Here is a 17,530-nt window from a genome sequence, read left to right as displayed (position 1 = left end):
TCTATAAAGGAAGTTTCGGTTTCGTCACTGCGAGGCACGAAGCAGTCCCCAAGGTTTTGAGATTGCTTCGTCCTGCGTCCTCGCAAGGACGTTACCGATGCCTCTGTGCCAGGCTTCCGGGTCAAGCAGATTCTAAGAACTACCAATACTGAATCTCATTAAGGAAGAGGTCATCCCAATTAGGGTTAAGATTCTCGATCAAATCCAGTTTTTGTTGTCTCGAGCCTCCTTTGAGTCTTTTCTCTTCTGCTATTGCCGACTCTATATGATTGAAGGAATTATAGTAAACCAATTTGGTACACTTGTACCTGGCTGTAAATGATTTTGGGGAATGATGTTCACGATGCTGAATGACTCTTGAAACCAAATCGGAGGTGACCCCAACGTATAGCGTTGTGTGATACTTATTGGTCATGATATAGACGAATCCTCCCTTTGACATGGTTATATTAAATATATGGAATTGTATCAAGTATCGCTTACCGATGAGGTTTTGGTTCCGTCACTGCGAGGAACGAAGCAGTCTCCAAGCTTCAGAGATTGCTTCGTCCTACGTCCGCGCAAAGACGTTACCGAGGTCTCTCTGTCAGACTTCCGGGTCAGGCGGACTTTGGAAATTACCCATGTGGCACACTAGATGGTTCAATAACAGAAGTGTCACCTTCAAAATTTTTTAATCCATCATTTCTTCCGTATTTCGCTTCGATGAGTGCAGTCTTTCCCTATAAATCGGCCATTGTCGTTACCTGCTTTCCCCAACAAAGTCCCTGGGTAGCACAAGAGCTTGAAGCATTAGGCTTCGATATCAAGTCTTCCGCCATTTCAGAAGTAGAAACAGAGGGATACATGGATGATTGCCTACGCTTGAATATGCAGCTCCGTACTGCGAGCAGAGTCCTTTTCCAGATTCAGCGTTTCAAGGCCAATAATGCCGATGAACTCTACAAAAGAATCAAGGCCATTCCATGGGAGAACTACCTGGATAATGACGGCTATTTCAGCATTACCTCTTATGTGAAGAATGATACCATCAGAGATGACCGTTTTGCCAATGTGAGGGTAAAGGATGCGATTGCCGATCGCATGCTGGAGAAAACAGGAAGTCGCCCTAACTCAGGCCCTGACCGGGATAAGACGGTAATTCATATTTATTGGAAAGAAGAAAAGGTCAGGATCTATTTCGACACTTCAGGGGAGACTATTTCCAAGCACGGATACCGCAAAAAACCTTTTAAAGCACCGATGAATGAGGCCCTCGCAGCCTCTACGATTTTGGCTACTGAGTGGGATAAGCAAAGCCCATTTGTGAATCCTATGTGTGGAAGTGGAACACTGGCCATTGAAGCAGCTTTGTTGGCTATCAATAAAGCTCCGGGTTTATTGAGGGATAACTTCGGCTTTATGCATATCAAAGGTTATGACGCTGACTCATGGGCTAATTATGTTCGGCTGGCTGAGTTACAGGTGAAGCAGGCTTCGGCAGGAGTGAAGATCATTGCCTCTGACCTCAACCGAAACGCACTCGAAGCAGCCAGAGACAATGCCCGAAATGCGGGAGTGGAAGACCTAATTACTTTTGAACAGGGAGACTTCAGAGAAACTACAGTACCGGAAGAGGCAGGGACCATTATGCTCAATCCGGAGTATGGAGAAAGACTGGGTGAGGAGGAGCAATTGAAGGAAGTCTATCAGGCTATAGGAGACTTTTTCAAGAATAAATGCCAGGGATATACGGGCTTTATATTTACCGGTAATATGAACCTTGCCAAAACTATAGGTTTGAGGACCTCTGCCAGAATTCCCTTTTACAATGCTAAAATTGAGTGTAGATTACTGAAGTACGAATTGTATAGAGGAACTAAAAAAGCCAAAGCTTGAAAGTCCTGAATGCCTTTTTTAACAGTTTTCCCATCAAGTTACTCTTGGTGCATGTCAAGTATAACCAGTTTCTATTACTCTATTGGTTATTCCTGTTTTCCACTGTTGGAGGAAGTTTCGGTAAGGCACTAGGCATCCCATATCTGTTTCTTGATCCAATTTATCTCGATTCCGTAGGATTCTGGGGGTTTTTCATCGTTGGAATAACCATCGGTGGTTTTGCCATGGCCTTTAATATCACCTCCTATATTCTCGATGGCTTCCGCTTTCCTTTTCTGGGAACCTTACCTCGTCCATTTACTCACTTTTGTCTCAACAATGCGCTGATCCCACTGGCTTTTATGGCCTTCTATATGGTGAAAATTATTGAGTTTCAGCGTGATTATGGTCTTTATAGTACTGCTGAAATCACCGGGTCACTAGCCGGATTGCTGGCTGGCTTTATGGCTATGCTGGCACTTTTGTTTACCTACTTTACGCTGACGAATCGCGATATCAGAGTAGTGATGCAACGTAGAGCACGTAAGCAGATTAAAGCGGGAGTAAGCCAAAAAAGAAACGCATTCAGACAACTCAGAAAGTTGAGAAGGAGTAATGTGCGCTGTACCAGCTACATTTCCTTTAACCTTCGGGCATATTCAACCAAGAGATATGAGAAGTATTACGATAGAGTAGCCATTCTTGGCATCTTTCGGCAGAACCAGCGCAATGCCATTATAGCAGAGTCTTTCCTGTTGATTACCATTTTTGGGTTGGGGCTTTTTCAACAGTCTCCATTATTTCAAATACCCGCGGCAGCTTCCAGTGTTATTCTCCTTACTGTAGTCATATTGGCCTCCGGAGCACTCAGCTTCTGGCTCAGATCATGGGTAGTCTCTGCGGCTATTCTGATTCTCTTACTGGCCAATGTGATTTCTTCAGGTTTCAATATTGGATATGAATATCCGGCCTATGGCTTGGATTACTCGGTAGATGACACTCCCTATAACCTCAATAGTATTCATGCGCTCACAGATGATAATGCAGTAAATGTTTCCAAGGAATATTGGTTGCAAATGCTCGAAAATTGGAAAGCGCAGACGGGAGAGGAGAAACCTGTAATGAATCTGATTGCCGTGAGTGGAGGAGGGCAACGTTCTGCCCTCTGGACGACTAATGTGCTGCAACATATTGACTCCGTACAAAATGGAAGGTTGATGAATAATACCTTCCTGATTACAGGGGCCTCTGGCGGACTAATTGGTGCTGCCTTTTATCGTGAATTGTACTGGAAATCAGAAAACCCAAGGAGAAGCATCCACAGAACGGAGATTGGTAATGAGATTCTCAATCCGTTGATTTTCAAACTACTCATCAACGATATTCTCATCAAGGTTAAAAGCTTTGAATATGCAGGGCAGCGATACAAGGTAGAGCGAGGCTATACCTTCGAACAAAACCTGGCGCAAAACCTTAATGGAGCTTTGGATCATCCTTTGTCTGCCTATCGGGAACCTGAGTTTAGTGGTAGAATTCCAGCTTTGCTTGTTAGTCCTCTGATTACCAATGATGGGCGTAAGTTGTATATCTCTCCGCACCCGGTAAGTTTTCTGAATTATGGCATTGAAGACAATACGGTAGTTCAGGGAGTAGATTTCAGGTCATTGCTAAAGAACCACCAACCCGACAGTTTAAGATTTTTAACAGCGCTCAGAATGAGTGCTACATTCCCCTATGTAGTGCCTACTATAACCTTACCTACTGAACCGCCTATTCAAATTGCCGATGCAGGTATTTCAGATAACTATGGTATTGTCGATGCGCTTACTTTCTTAAATGTCTTTCAGGATTGGATTAAAGAGAATACCAGCAAGGTGACGTTCATTACCATTCGCGATTCGGCTAAGGAAGAGGAGCTTTCCGCCCCTGAGCCTCAAAACATCATGGAGCGGTTTTTCTCTCCTATACAGTCTGTTTACAAGAGTTGGGATAAAGTGCAGACGATTAAGAATGATCAATGGTATGAGTTGACCAAGGAGATCTTTCAGGATCACCTGGAAAGAGTCGAGTTCGAATATACCTATGGAGAAAATGATCGGGCATCACTCAGTTGGAGGCTTACCGAGTTCGAGAAACAGAATATTATTGAATCCATCCACTACCTCGATAACCAAAGAGCCCTTGGTAGGTTAAAGAAATAGGTGAAAAAGCCACTTGCCGGAAATCACTGAAAATCACCACCTAACAACCGTTAGGAAAAAGACGCATTTTGGCTAAATTTGCATCCCTAGAAATGGAAAGTTTATGCAAGAAGTAGCACCTTATAAACCGAAAAATAAAGTCAGAATAGTAACAGCCGCCTCATTGTTTGACGGGCATGATGCCGCCATCAATATTATGCGCAGAATTATTCAGGCTACCGGTTGTGAAGTAATTCACCTGGGTCATGACAGAAGTGTGGAAGAAGTAGTGAATACGGCTATTCAGGAGGATGCGCAGGCTATTGCCATGACCTCTTATCAGGGTGGACATAATGAATACTTCAAATACATGTATGACCTGCTGAATGAAAAAGGTGCAGGACATATCAGAATCTTTGGTGGAGGAGGTGGAGTAATTCTGCCGGAAGAAATCAAGGAACTGATGGATTACGGGATTGCCAGAATCTACTCTCCGGATGACGGTCGTTCAATGGGACTCCAGGGAATGATCAATGACATGGTTCAGCAGTGCGACTTTCCTACAGGTCAGAACCTGAATGGTGAAGTGAAGCATCTGAAAGAGAAGGATGTGAAGTCTATTGCCAGGCTTATTTCTGCTGCTGAAAATTATCCTGAAGAATCTAAGTCAGAACTGGAAAAGGTTCATCAGGAAGCAGACAAGGTAAAGACTCCGGTGCTTGGAATTACAGGAACTGGTGGAGCAGGTAAGTCTTCTTTGGTTGATGAATTGGTCAGAAGGTTCCTGATCGATTTCGAAGACAAGAAGATCGGTATTATTTCAGTAGACCCTTCCAAAAGAAAAACAGGTGGTGCATTGCTGGGGGATAGAATCCGCATGAATTCTATCAATAACCCAAGAGTCTATATGAGGTCTTTGGCCACACGTCAGTCTAACCTGGCACTTTCCAAGCATGTGAGAGAAGCCGTGCAGGTATTAAAAGCGGCACAGTATGACCTCATTATTCTGGAAACTTCTGGTATCGGTCAGTCTGATACGGAGATTCTGGATCATTCAGATGTTTCTCTTTATGTAATGACTCCGGAATATGGAGCTGCTACACAGCTGGAGAAAATTGATATGCTGGATTTCGCGGATATCATTGCCCTGAACAAATTTGATAAACGTGGTGCACTGGATGCTTTGCGTGACGTGAAGAAGCAGTATCAAAGAAACCATGGCTTGTGGGATGCGAAGATGGATGATATGCCTGTCTTTGGAACTATTGCCTCACAGTTCAATGATCCGGGTATGAATTCTCTCTACAAGACCATTATGGATAAGGTGGTAGAGAAAACATCGGCCGATCTTAAATCCACTTTTGAGATCACCAATGAAATGTCGGAGAAGATCTTTGTTATCCCTCCAAAACGAACCCGTTATCTCTCAGAGATTGCAGAGAACAACAGGTCTTATGACGAGAGTGCCTTGTCTCAGGCAGAAGTGGCTGATAAGCTTTACGGACTTCAGAAGTCAATCGACACCCTGAAGGATTCTTCTGTAGCTGACAGAGACCGACTGATTAAAGGTCTGCAAGAATCTTTTGAGCAGGTGAAAATGGACCTCGATCCTTACAACTGGCAGATTATTGAACAGTGGGAGGAGAAGAAAAAGAAATATGCTGATCCTGTCTACAGCTTTAAAGTAAGAGACAAGGAGATTAAAATAAAGACCCATACAGAATCACTTTCTCATACTCAGATTCCGAAAGTGGCTTTGCCGAAATTCAGGAGTTGGGGAGATGTGATCAGGTGGTCGCTGCAGGAAAATGTTCCCGGAGAATTCCCTTATACTGCTGGTATCTATCCATTCAAGAGAGAAGGCGAGGACCCAACCCGTATGTTTGCCGGAGAGGGTGGGCCTGAAAGAACCAACAGACGATTCCACTATGTGAGTTTGGGCATGCCGGCTGCCAGACTTTCTACCGCTTTCGATTCCGTAACTCTTTATGGTAATGACCCGGACTACCGACCCGATATCTATGGAAAGATTGGTAACTCCGGTGTAAGTATTTGCTGTCTTGATGATGCCAAGAAGCTCTATTCCGGATTCAACCTATGTGACCCCACCACTTCTGTGTCCATGACAATTAATGGTCCGGCCCCAATGCTGTTAGGCTTCTTTATGAATGCCGCCATCGATCAGCAATGTGAGGTTTATATCAAGGAGAATGGGCTGGAGAAAGAGGTCAATGCCAAGATTGAAAAGATATATAAGCAGAAAGGTGTAGCCAGACCTGAATATCAGGGTGACTTACCGGAAGGTAACAACGGACTGGGTCTGATGTTGCTCGGGGTAACGGGAGATCAGGTTTTACCGGCTGATGTATATCAGGAGATTAAAGCTAAGACTCTTTCGGTAGTTCGTGGAACGGTTCAGGCAGACATTCTCAAGGAGGATCAGGCACAAAATACCTGTATTTTCTCGACTGAATTTGCCCTTCGTCTGATGGGTGATGTGCAGGAATATTTCATCCAAAAAGCAGTTAGAAACTTCTATTCTGTTTCTATTTCCGGTTATCATATTGCAGAGGCAGGAGCCAATCCTATTACCCAACTGGCCTTTACCCTGGCCAATGGGTTTACCTATGTGGAATACTACCTCAGCAGGGGGATGGACATCAATGCTTTCGGACCGAACCTTTCATTCTTCTTCTCAAACGGCATTGATCCGGAATATGCAGTGATAGGCCGCGTGGCCAGAAGAATATGGGCCAAAGCATTGAAGCAGAAATATGGCGCCAACCCAAGGGCTCAGATGTTGAAGTATCACATTCAGACTTCGGGGCGTTCATTGCATGCTCAGGAGATTGACTTTAACGATATCAGAACCACCTTGCAGGCTCTATATGCTATCTATGATAACTGTAACTCTCTGCATACCAATGCTTATGATGAAGCCATCACAACGCCTACAGAAGAGTCAGTGCGTAGAGCTATGGCCATTCAATTAATCATCAATAAAGAACTTGGATTGGCTAAGAATGAAAACCCTATGCAGGGCTCATTTATCATTGAAGAGTTGACCGACCTGGTAGAAGAGGCTGTACTCACTGAGTTCGACAGAATCACAGAAAGAGGAGGAGTCCTCGGTGCGATGGAAACCATGTACCAGCGAAGCAAAATTCAGGAAGAGTCTCTCTATTACGAGACACTCAAGCATACGGGAGAATTTCCAATCATTGGGGTGAATACCTTCCTGAGTTCAAAAGGTTCTCCAACCGTACTGCCAAAAGAAGTAATCAGGGCAACAGAAACAGAAAAGGAATATCAGATCAATATGCTGGGTAATCTTCACAAGGGTAATGAAGATAAGGCGACTGAGATGTTGAAACGTGTTCAGCATGCTGCAGTTCAAAATGAGAATATGTTCGAAGAGCTGATGGAGGCCTGTAAGTATTGCTCATTAGGTCAGATTACCTCTGCCTTGTTTGAGGTAGGAGGTCAGTATCGTAGGAATATGTAGTATCCTCCGAAGCTTTAGCGAAGGAGGATAGTTATGGTTTCTAATATCGCCATTTCAGCTCAGGCGGGAATCTTTTGATTATCAGGAAGGAATAGGGTTGTTGATGATACGATTTGATACGAAAATATACGATAGTGATACGATTTGTTTGAAGTCATATGTCACTACAAGATTTTGTTATTGAGAAGGAGGCTGTTCACAACAGCCTCCTTATTTAATCAACCCATTCTATCCTGAATTTTACTAATCATTTGCCTGGCATTGCGATTATCAGGATCAAGCTCCAGAACTTTTCTATAATTTTTCAGAGCGCTTTGAAGATCATCAAGGTAAATAAAGGATTCACCGAGGCTATCGTAAGTATTGGCAGATTTGGAATATTTTTCTGCATTTAGCTTTAGCACACTATTGGCCAAGTGGTACTTTCTGTAGCCAATTAATACATAACCCAAACTGTTGAAGAAACCTTCCTTTCTGTCATTTGATAACTTTTGGCTGATCGATTCATAGAGTTTATCCATGGCTATTGGTTTTTCTTGTATCAGCTCCGAGACGGTTTCATCCATAAGAATCTGCTCTTCATTTTTCAACTCTTCATTGAAGAATCCAGCCACTCTGGTGACAATATCATTGTGCACTGAATTGTACTGGAATCCATTCGACATGACCAAAACGGTAAGATTCTGATTGGGGAATACCCGAATGGCGCTGACGCCACCTCCCGTGAAGCCTATAGAGGCGCCTTTGCCGCTGGTATAGATGTTCCATCCAGCTGCGAACCGGTAGTCAGGCATTTCCTCAAAGTGATAAGGTTTCCACATCAGTGCTTTGGTTGATTCGGAGAAGTAAATGTCCACACTCAGCTTTTTAGCCCATTCTATCAGTTTGGGCATATTGATGTTGATGCCATTGCCAGCTAATCCCCTCGATACATGAAGGTCCGTGAGCTTCAAGTAACCACCTGCCTGATGATCGTAGGTGTACTTTGAACTTCGGTTGGCAATGACATCTGCTGAGCCGGAAGAAAAGGCTATACCTCTGGGGTTACCATCAAAAAGCTGGTTGGTGATATAGTCACCCAATTCTTCACCAGAAATCTTTTCTATGATTTGAGCCAGCAGCCAGTAGTTTGTTTGATTGTAATCGTGATAGTGACCAGTAGGAAAAACCATTGGCATTTGGCTAAGGCTATCCAGTACCTGCTGATCAGACCATTCAGCTGGCAGACTGATGAAGTTGGGAATTCCGGAAGCATGCGCCAAAAGGTCAATTACTTTTACCGGTTGCCATTGCCTGGGAAGTTCGTCCAGGTATTGAGAAATAGGTTGGGAGATATCTAACCTGTTTTCATCAACCAGTTTGAAAACAGCCGTATTGATAATCATTTTAGTAGAGCTGTATAGCCTGAATAAAGTTGATTCATTAACGGGGACCTGATACTCCAGAGAGGCCAGACCAAAATAGCCTTCATAGATAACTTCGTCCTGGTCGAGAACTGCCACAGCCAGGCCGGGTACATTGTTCTCTTTAATGACCTGCTGCAGGTACTGATCTACCTCGTCAGTTGGTTTTTGAGCATTTAAAGGGTTGATAATTGAGATTAAGCATAGTATAGCCAGGGCTATAAAAGAATGTTTGTTATTCATGTTGTCTTTGTTTGAGTTGTTGGGGATACTCATGGAACAGACAACAGTTACAATTCAATGGAATATTTCTGAGTGAGAGATTTTGTCTAACAGATAATCTTATTCAGGACATGATTCGAGCAGGAGCTACTTCGTCAAGCCCATGACTAAAGCCTCAGCCAGAGGCTTTAGTCTGGAGATGTACTTAAGTATCCAACTCTTTAGTTTCATGGCTGCTTAACAGAATTGTTGGAAAACTTGAAATTGAGAGCAGACTGCGGTTCGGGTATACCTTCTTTGCAGTCGCTATTGGTGACTAATCTTCCGGGCTGTACATTCAATTCGAGAACACCGGCCCAAATGTCAAGTCCCTGATCAGCAACTTCATCGGCTGCCTCTACCTCTCTTACCTTGGCGGAGGCATCTTCAATATCGATGGCCATTACCAATGTGCTGTCCAGCTCCTTCTGGTTGGGTATCCTGGCTTCTTCCCAGCGATTAGCTATAACACTATCAGTAATGATTTTCAACGCCTCCATTTTCTCCCAATCGTCAGAGATGACCCTGGCCTTTCCGAAAACATTGACTGACCGATAATTTACCGAGTGATGAAAAATGGATCTGGCCAGCACTATACCATCAAGATGAGTGACATTAAGACTGACGGTCTCCTGCTCCAGAAGAGATAACATCATCCGGTTCTTTAATGAACCATGAATGAGTATGGAGTCTTCCTTTCTTCCATAGGCCGTGGGAATAACAATAGCTGTCCCCTCAAACAGATATGGCACGTGGCAGATGAAATGGGAATCCAGTATGCTGTAAATGAGTTCTTTGTCGTATTGGGCTCGCTTCGATCCTCTGACAACTTTGTTCAGTGGTTTTTTTATGAATTCTGACATGACCTGTAATTGTTAGACCAAATTTCTATTTTTGACGGACTACAATAGTCATCCAGTTTGTAATATTCAGATAGTCCGGTTATGATCCCTTTACAAAATCTCATTCCTATCAATCGCAGTCAGGAGCTGGCTGTCTATCTCCAGATCAGCAACGGTATTATACAATTGATTAAGAATGGTCAACTGGCAGGTGGCAGCCGTCTGCCGGGTACCAGAGCCCTGGGTGAACTTTTTGGTGTTCACCGAAAGACGGCAGTTGCAGCTTACGATGAGCTTTTGAGTCAGGGCTGGATTGAAGTTAGACCGTCTCAAGGTACTTATGTCAGTGAACAGCTGCCTACTGTAAGCCCGAGGGAAATAGGTGATGGGTTAGAAATTGGTCAATTAGACCAGGCCGGCTTTCGATTTCATCAGAAGTTACCACTTCATCGCATTTTGTCCCTTATACCGGATGGGCTGACCCTAGATGAAGGTATACCCGATGTGAGGATTGCTCCGGTAGATGATATTATCAGGCATTATAAAAGTATTGTGGCCAGGTCTTACAATCAGAAGCTATTGACCTATGGCTCAGTGTATGGTGATGATATGTTGAGAGAAACACTGGCCACTTACCTTCAGGAGACGAGAGGAATGAAGGTGGAAAAAGCCAATATTATGATCACCCGTGGAAGTCAGATGGGGATGTACCTCTCTTCTCAGTTACTCTTCAGGCAAGGGGAGTTAGCTGTAGTCGGAGAAACCAATTATATCGCTTCTAACCTTACCATGCAGGACGCAGGTGCTACTATCCGTACGATACCCGTAGATGAAAAAGGAATAGATACTTCTGCACTCACACAACTTTGTAAAAAAGAGCAGGTGAGGGCTGTTTTTGTCACCTCACACCATCACCATCCAACAACAGTGACCCTGAGTGCTGACAGAAGAATTGAGCTTTTACAGTTAGCTGAGAAGTACGGTTTTGCCATTCTGGAAGATGATTATGACTACGATTTTCATTATCGAAATGCACCTCTTCTTCCTTTAGCCAGTGCCGACCATACCGGCCAGGTGATTTATATGGGGGCCATCTGCAAAATAGTAGCTCCTGCTTATCGCGTAGGGTATTTGGTAGCTCCCAAAGACTTTATTGAAGAAGCCGGACACCTACGAAGAACAATCGATCGCCAGGGTGATGCTATTCTGGAAAGGGCCATCGCCTTAATGATTCGCCAGGGAGACTTTCAAAGACACACCAAAAAAGCGCTCAAAATTTATAGAGAGAGACGTGATCATTTCTGTGGGCTTCTAAGTAAAGAGTTAAGCTCATTCCTGAGCTTTGAAGTCCCTGAAGGTGGACTGGCTGTATGGGTAAAGCTGAAGCAAGGCCTGGACTGGCTCAAAGTGGCTAAAGAATGTTTGAATCATGGACTCCTTATGCCAAATTATAAGAACTATAACTACAACAACACAGCCGATAATGGAATTAGAATGGGCTTTGCTTCCAGCAGTCCGGAAGAACAAATAAAGATTATATCCATTCTTAAAGAAGTAATGAGTAAGTACTCCAATTGATCTACCGAAGTTTCTGTTAAGAGAGAATCTGAAGGATTAGAAATATTTTTTCTAGATTCTGTCCCGAAAGGTCAACGTATTCGTCAAACCACCGAATCGCGATTTTTAAAACGTATTTTAACTCATAATTTTTAAGCAATGCAAAAGTATTTATATCTGTTTAGAGGAGGCGATGCCCGAATGGCTACCATGTCTCCTGAAGAAGTTCAGGCTCACATGGCTGAGTGGGGAGTCTGGATGCAAGGGTTGGCTGAAAAAGGTCAGCTGATTGATGGTCTGCCCCTGAAAGCAGAAGGTAAGCAAGTCTCAAAAGGTGGTTCAGTGGTTACGGACGGGCCTTTTGCTGAGGGTGCTGAGATTGTTGGCGGTTATCTTATGGTCAATGCCTCTTCTCTGGAAGAAGCTACTGAAATGTCCAAAGGTTGTCCGATTCTCGATGCTGAAGACGGGCATATCGAGATCAGGGAAATTCAAAATATGTAGTTCTTTATTAGGAGGTGTTAGTGCCATCGTTATTCCTTCAGGCATTAGCACCTTCTTATACTTATGTCCTCCACAGTCAGTCAAAAGCTAGATCACCTTTTTAGACATGAATACGGAAAACTGGTTTCCCTATTCACTAACAAGTATTCGACCCATCTGATCGATACGATTGAAGACGCTGTGCAGGAGTCTCTTTACAAGGCAGCCAAACAATGGTCTTTTCAACCCATGCCGGATAATCCCTCGGCCTGGCTGTATAGAGTGGTGAATAATCAACTCATAGATTATTTGCGAAAGGAGAACCGATCGGTTTCTTACGAGCAACATGTACTTCATGACCCTGCCGCAGAAGATGATGTGGTTATGCCTGAAGAAAAGGTGGTTGTCGATGATCAGTTGCGTATGATTTTCGCCTGCTGTCATCCCACCATGAAACCAACAGAGCAATTAATGCTGAGTCTAAAGTTGCTATGCGGTTTGTCGGTCAAAGAAATTGCCAGGGCTCTACTCAAGCAGGAAGAAGCAACCAAAAGAGCGATCACCCGGGCCAAGGTCAAATTCAAGGAGCAAGTGGGAGAACTGAAGGTTCCGGAGGGTGTTGATTTGGAAGAAAGACTCGAAGCCGTTTTGCAGGTAATTTACCTTTTGTTCAATGAAGGCTACAAAGCGACCGAGGGAAGTCAACTCATGAAGCAGGACCTTTGTGAAGAAGCTCTGCGACTGGCCTTTCTGTTGACCAATGAACCCAACTGTGATAAAGGAGAATTAAAGGCGCTTATTTCTATGATGCTCTTCAAGGCTGCCCGTTTCCCTGCCAGAGTAGATAAGGACGGTAACCTACTGACTCTTGAGCATCAGGATCGATCTCAATATGATGAGGCGCATATTCAATGGGGATGGCAATTCCTGCAAGAGTCATCAAAGTTTGAAGGTACTTCTGTCTATCAGATAGAAGCTGCTATTTCATGCTATTACTCTACAGCAGCATCTTATGAAAAGATCAACTGGAAAGCTATCCTCGGACTCTACGATACGCTCATCAAACTGAAGCCAGTACCAGTAGTACAAATGAGTCGTATCTTGGTTTTAAGCAAGGTGAAAGGGGCGGAAATAGCTCTAAAGGAAATGGAGAAACTGGAGGATCAGATTCAGGGGAATCAATCTTTTCTGGCGCTAAAGGCCGATTTATTTGCTCAAACCGAAAATTGGTCAGCTGCACGACTTTATCTGCAGAAGGCTATTGGTCAGGCCTTGAACATCGCTGAAAGGAGATTCCTGGAGAAGAAACTTCAAAGCTGGATAGGGAAGTGATCTTCTGGTCTATTGTGAATCGGCTTCTCCCAGACCCTCACTGCAAATGAAGATGACGTCATTCCCGCGTAGGCGGGGATCTCTATGGATGTTAAACTAAATAAGATTAAGGGCTACTTCCTCACACTCTCCAGCATGGCATCCATTTCGGCCTTGGTATATACCTTCCCTTTCAATACCATCATTCCAATTTCTCTGGTATTACGAATGTCTTCTAAGGGGTTCCCGTTTAGAATAAGCAGATCTGCCATCTTTCCAGTTTTCAGACTACCATACTGGTCATCTACTTCCAGAAATTCAGCCCCATTAATGGTAGCGGCTTTGAGGGCTGCTATTGGGGGTAACCCTGCATCTACCATCGCTTGCAATTCACCATGCAAGGATGTGCCAGGATAAACATAGCTGTTAGAAGCACCACAATCAGAACCGGCCAGGAGTTTCACACCTGCCTTATGTAGCTTGGGCACCAAATTGACGAAGGTATTATTCAGGTTGATACGCATATTGGTGTAGTCTTCTGAGGCTCTCATGGCACTTCTTATTCTGCCTTGATAAGTATCAATAATGCCATCTCCCACATAGTTGAGATATTCATCATTACTATGATCTACCTGCTTTAGGTAAGTGAGTGTATTGCCGATAAAAAGGGTGGGGGTTACATAAGTGTCATTATCCTTTAAAAGGTTGAAGGTGGCTGTTTCGTTGGCTTCTGTAGTCGTGGCCATGAGCCGGTCCATTGAACCCCAGAAATTAGCCTGTCCACTGATAACATCGGCTGTTACAGCTTCTTCTTCCTCAGAAGTGCCTTTGAGTACATAATATAAATGCTCAACAGAACCTAAGCCTGCTTCAACTGCTTCATTCAGCATTACACTAAAGGGCATATGGCCCGAGGTCTTTATTCCTCTTCTTTTAGCTTCTTCCAATATCCATATGTATGCATCTCTTGAAATTCGGCTGTCATAAAGTTTGATGAAATCTACATTCATGTTGATCAATGAGTCGACAGCCTTAACTGCTTCTTCCTGCGTATTGACCGGGATTGAACCTGCCCAGGTGCCACCGGGTCCATCCAGTTTGGGTCCGGAGGTAAATATATGCGGGCCCACCATTTGACCTTGCTCTATTGTCTCTCTCCACTCAAATATGGTTGAAGTCATATCGCCTCCGGCTTCTCTAACACCGGTGATACCATTGGCGGTAAACAATGGAATGAGGTTCTTATTTTCTTCTATTAATTCTTCTCCACCTCTGAAATGAATATGCATATCCCAAAGTCCGGGAATTACATATTGACCATCTGCTTCTATCATTTCATCCGCCTTGTAGTTTCCTGAATAGTCATCGGTAATCAGCGCAACCTTGCCATCCTTAATCCCAATCATATGATCGGTGAGTATCTCTCCACTTTCTACATCAATAACCTCTGCATGTGTAATGAGTATGTCATATGATGACTTTGGGGTACACGAGTAAAGAAATAGGGCCAGTAGAAAAGTGGGGATGTATCGGGTTTTCATAAGGTCTTTTTCTTAAATGTAATTGAATTGTAATTGCTTGTCAGTCTGAATTTTTTGAGTGGTTTTGCTACTTTCAGGTTTCCATTCCGGTTCACAGCCATGCTGAAGATTGTTATTCGTTTCGGGTTAATTATTGCCGCTTTGCTCATTCTGTTTCAATTGAGTAAGGTGTCTCTGTTTATTCCCGACATGTCCCGGGATCTGATTCTCGGTTTAGTTGGAGCCGCCTTCATAGGTCTGGGCATATATCTCGGGCTAAAGTTCAGGAAGGTGGAAGTGGTTGAAGTGGGACCAGATTTTGAAATCGATCAGAAGCAAATAGAACACCTGGGCCTGACCGAGAGAGAAATGGAAGTGTTGCAACTTATTGCCGAGGGATACTCTAATGGAGAAATTGGTGACAGGCTCTTCTTGTCAGAAAATACCATCAAGACTCATGTCTCTAACCTGTTTGTAAAGCTCGATGTGAAACGAAGAACTCAGGCGGTAACACGGGCCAAAGAGTTGAGGATCATCTCTTAAAGCTCATCAGTTTTTCAACCTACCGATATTTGATTCTTATCCGCATGATGGAGATTTAGTAATTTCATACTAAAGTATGAGCGCTGATTGCATCTAAACAGGCTGTTTTGGAGGTATAAACTTTATGTCAATGAAAAAACTCATTATCAAATTCGGATTAATTGGTGCAGTGCTGATGGTAGGCTTGGGCTTCGTGTCTGTGTCATTGGTCGGGTCCGGACCCGATGGTTATTCCACCGGAGAAATTATCGGTTACACCTCAATACTGGTAGCCATGTCACTTATTGTAGTAGCTCAGATCAATTACAGAAAGGAGCAAGAGGGAGTACTTTCTTTCGGGGAAGCCTTCAAAATCGGGTTGGGCATTTCCAGCATTGGTGGCCTGGCCTTCGGACTGTACAATGCAATCTATGTCCTGTGGATTGATCCTGACTTTATGCGCAATTACTTTGCATACAGCGAACAGATTGCTGTCACTGATCCGGGTTTCGAAGCCCGTTTCCGGGCATATATGGATGAACATGGCATATTTGCAACCACATTTGGTCAGTCATTATTGATGTTTTTAACAGTCTTTTTGATCGGCTTTGTAATTACTATCGTTGGAGGTCTTATTTTGCATCGTAAAGGAACATTAAAAACAGCGTAGCCCTTGGGCCGAATTATTCTCATTATATCATGTCTTACCATCCTGAGTTCTTTCGGAATTCAGGACGGTAATTATTTACAAGAAATGAAAGCCTGGCAGGAAGAGCTCAATCATGAGTATCTGGACCCTGACAAGTCACCGCTTTCGGCTCAGGACAGGGCTGGTTTTACCGGCCATGAGTTTTATCCAGTACAGGAAAAGTACAGAGTAAAGGCCCGCTTCGAACCAACTCCTGATTCCAAACCTTTTTTACTTGAGACCAGTAAAGGCACGTCTAAAGTTTACAAGCGTATTGGCATTCTACATTTTCAGATAGATGGTAATGAACATACACTGGAAGCTTATGTGCAGCAAAAGCGATTCAGGTTGCCTGGTGAACCAACCTATGTATTCCTGCCTTTGGTAGACGAGACAACGGGTAATGAAACCTATGGTGCGGGAAGGTATATGCATTACGAAGGTATACCTGAAGGTACAGAGTGGATTGTCGATTTCAACAAACTCTATAATCCATACTGTGCCTATAGCGATAGGTATGAATGTCCGAAAGTTCCTGAGGCTAATTATCTTCCCATAAAAGTGGAGGCAGGAATAAAGGGGTATTAAGGTGATTTGCCTTCTAATGCCAGTGCGATTTTCCGAACGCTTTTTCTTTCAAATATTTTGATAAATCCAGCAATGACTCTCAGTAGCCAACCTGGTTTCATAATGTCTTTTCCAAGCCATGCTATGGAGTGATCACGATCGGCTATCAGCTTTACTCTTTCTGAAGTTGAAGCCTGATGATACGCTTTAGCAAATTCCCATGCGCCATCGCGGGCAATTTGAATGGAGAAGTCAACGAGGCGCTCATCTAATTTGCCTGCCAGGGTATCTAGTACGCCTACTATGGGTGAAATGCGTCCAATCTCCTGCTGCACGTCTTCTACCATGGAGGAAAGCAAAGCGTTGATCTGATTGAAATCATTCTTTAAGGTTTCTATCTCAGGGCCGGCTATCTCGGCAGCGGCTATACCTAAATCGAGGTTAATATGAGCATTGATGCCGCAGAGTAGATGCTGCAAAACGATAGGCCAAAAGGCATATGCTTCATCGAAGGCCTTGATCCAGGAATCAGTAGGTTTTGTGCCTGATTTGAATTGACTATATGCTTCCAGATAACGATTAGCGAAGACAACATCAAGATGTTCCATTCTGGCATTGTCTTCAAACTCTTTTTGCTCTATTCCCGACTTGACGGCTATTGTTACCTTTCGGTAAAGAATAGGGAAGAAGGCGAGTTTAGAATTTTCAGAGAGGCATTCAGCAATAATACCATCCAGGTGCTCAATGACTTCGTCTATATTTTGTGCATGCATCATTGAAAATAGGCAATCTTAAAATATTGTTTAATTAAACTTTCAGAAAATATTGAAAATT

Annotated in this window: 14 protein-coding genes; 9 read left to right on the top strand and 5 right to left on the bottom strand. The window is 43.6% G+C overall.

Going from position 1 to position 17,530, the window contains the following annotated elements; translation table 11 throughout:
• Window positions 1–139 precede the first annotated feature (139 nt).
• The gene (locus ACOOEY_RS05910) at window positions 140–442 is read right to left on the bottom strand and encodes a GIY-YIG nuclease family protein (protein WP_420387754.1); all 303 of its coding nucleotides are present in this window, start codon (window positions 440–442) and stop codon (window positions 140–142) included.
• A 263-nt stretch (window positions 443–705) separates the two neighbouring features.
• On the opposite strand from ACOOEY_RS05910, the gene ACOOEY_RS05905 reads away from it, so the two are divergent.
• The 3 genes from ACOOEY_RS05905 to ACOOEY_RS05895 all read left to right on the top strand — a co-directional run bounded on the left by ACOOEY_RS05905 (window position 706) and on the right by ACOOEY_RS05895 (window position 7,542).
• On the top strand, window positions 706–1,878 hold the full coding sequence (locus ACOOEY_RS05905) for a THUMP domain-containing class I SAM-dependent RNA methyltransferase (protein ID WP_420387753.1): 1,173 nt from the start codon (window positions 706–708) through the stop codon (window positions 1,876–1,878).
• Window positions 1,875–4,058 (top strand): patatin-like phospholipase family protein, encoded by a 2,184-nt coding sequence (locus ACOOEY_RS05900; RefSeq protein WP_420387752.1) that lies wholly within the window; start codon window positions 1,875–1,877, stop codon window positions 4,056–4,058. The genes ACOOEY_RS05905 and ACOOEY_RS05900 overlap by 4 nt, the downstream gene beginning before the upstream one ends.
• A gap of 103 nt (window positions 4,059–4,161) precedes the next feature.
• On the top strand, window positions 4,162–7,542 hold the full coding sequence (locus ACOOEY_RS05895; protein ID WP_420387751.1) for a methylmalonyl-CoA mutase family protein: 3,381 nt from the start codon (window positions 4,162–4,164) through the stop codon (window positions 7,540–7,542).
• A 218-nt stretch (window positions 7,543–7,760) separates the two neighbouring features.
• Here the strand turns inward: ACOOEY_RS05895 and ACOOEY_RS05890 are convergent, their stop codons facing one another.
• Both ACOOEY_RS05890 and ACOOEY_RS05885 read right to left on the bottom strand, forming a co-directional pair.
• Window positions 7,761–9,188, bottom strand: coding sequence for a serine hydrolase (locus tag ACOOEY_RS05890; RefSeq protein ID WP_420387750.1), 1,428 nt, complete (start codon window positions 9,186–9,188; stop codon window positions 7,761–7,763).
• A gap of 206 nt (window positions 9,189–9,394) precedes the next feature.
• A complete protein-coding gene (locus ACOOEY_RS05885; RefSeq protein ID WP_420387749.1) occupies window positions 9,395–10,069 on the bottom strand; it encodes a pyridoxamine 5'-phosphate oxidase family protein in 675 nt (224 codons plus the stop codon).
• Between the two features lie 81 nt (window positions 10,070–10,150).
• On the opposite strand from ACOOEY_RS05885, the gene ACOOEY_RS05880 reads away from it, so the two are divergent.
• From ACOOEY_RS05880 to ACOOEY_RS05870, 3 genes are all read left to right on the top strand, one after another.
• Window positions 10,151–11,626 carry a PLP-dependent aminotransferase family protein gene (locus ACOOEY_RS05880; protein ID WP_420387748.1) on the top strand — a complete coding sequence of 492 codons (1,476 nt, stop codon included), beginning with the start codon at window positions 10,151–10,153 and terminating at the stop codon, window positions 11,624–11,626.
• Window positions 11,627–11,764: 138 nt separating this feature from the next.
• Complete coding sequence (locus tag ACOOEY_RS05875; RefSeq protein ID WP_420387747.1) at window positions 11,765–12,109, top strand: YciI family protein; 345 nt, start codon at window positions 11,765–11,767, stop codon at window positions 12,107–12,109.
• Window positions 12,110–12,172: 63 nt separating this feature from the next.
• Window positions 12,173–13,420, top strand: a complete 1,248-nt coding sequence (locus ACOOEY_RS05870; protein WP_420387746.1) for an RNA polymerase sigma factor — start codon at window positions 12,173–12,175, stop codon at window positions 13,418–13,420.
• Between the two features lie 113 nt (window positions 13,421–13,533).
• On the opposite strand, the gene ACOOEY_RS05865 is transcribed toward ACOOEY_RS05870, so the two are convergent.
• On the bottom strand, window positions 13,534–14,940 hold the full coding sequence (locus tag ACOOEY_RS05865; RefSeq protein WP_420387745.1) for an amidohydrolase family protein: 1,407 nt from the start codon (window positions 14,938–14,940) through the stop codon (window positions 13,534–13,536).
• A 99-nt stretch (window positions 14,941–15,039) separates the two neighbouring features.
• Here ACOOEY_RS05865 and ACOOEY_RS05860 point away from each other — a divergent pair, with 99 nt between their 5' ends.
• From ACOOEY_RS05860 to ACOOEY_RS05850, 3 genes are all read left to right on the top strand, one after another.
• The gene (locus tag ACOOEY_RS05860; RefSeq protein WP_420387744.1) at window positions 15,040–15,462 is read left to right on the top strand and encodes a response regulator transcription factor; all 423 of its coding nucleotides are present in this window, start codon (window positions 15,040–15,042) and stop codon (window positions 15,460–15,462) included.
• Between the two features lie 130 nt (window positions 15,463–15,592).
• Entirely contained in the window at window positions 15,593–16,111 is a 519-nt protein-coding gene (locus tag ACOOEY_RS05855; protein ID WP_420387743.1) for a DUF4199 domain-containing protein, read from the top strand.
• A gap of 84 nt (window positions 16,112–16,195) precedes the next feature.
• Window positions 16,196–16,717: a DUF1684 domain-containing protein gene (locus ACOOEY_RS05850; protein WP_420387742.1), complete on the top strand. Its 522-nt coding sequence runs from the start codon at window positions 16,196–16,198 to the stop codon at window positions 16,715–16,717.
• On the opposite strand, the gene ACOOEY_RS05845 is transcribed toward ACOOEY_RS05850, so the two are convergent.
• Window positions 16,714–17,472 carry a DUF5995 family protein gene (locus ACOOEY_RS05845; RefSeq protein WP_420387741.1) on the bottom strand — a complete coding sequence of 253 codons (759 nt, stop codon included), beginning with the start codon at window positions 17,470–17,472 and terminating at the stop codon, window positions 16,714–16,716. The two genes, ACOOEY_RS05850 and ACOOEY_RS05845, sit on opposite strands and share 4 nt — an antisense overlap.
• Window positions 17,473–17,530 lie beyond the last annotated feature (58 nt).

This window comes from Roseivirga sp., assembly GCF_965216855.1.
Lineage (GTDB): Bacteria > Bacteroidota > Bacteroidia > Cytophagales > Cyclobacteriaceae > Roseivirga.
Note: the sequence above shows the minus strand (reverse complement) of the source record. Positions and strands in the feature narration are given on the sequence as shown.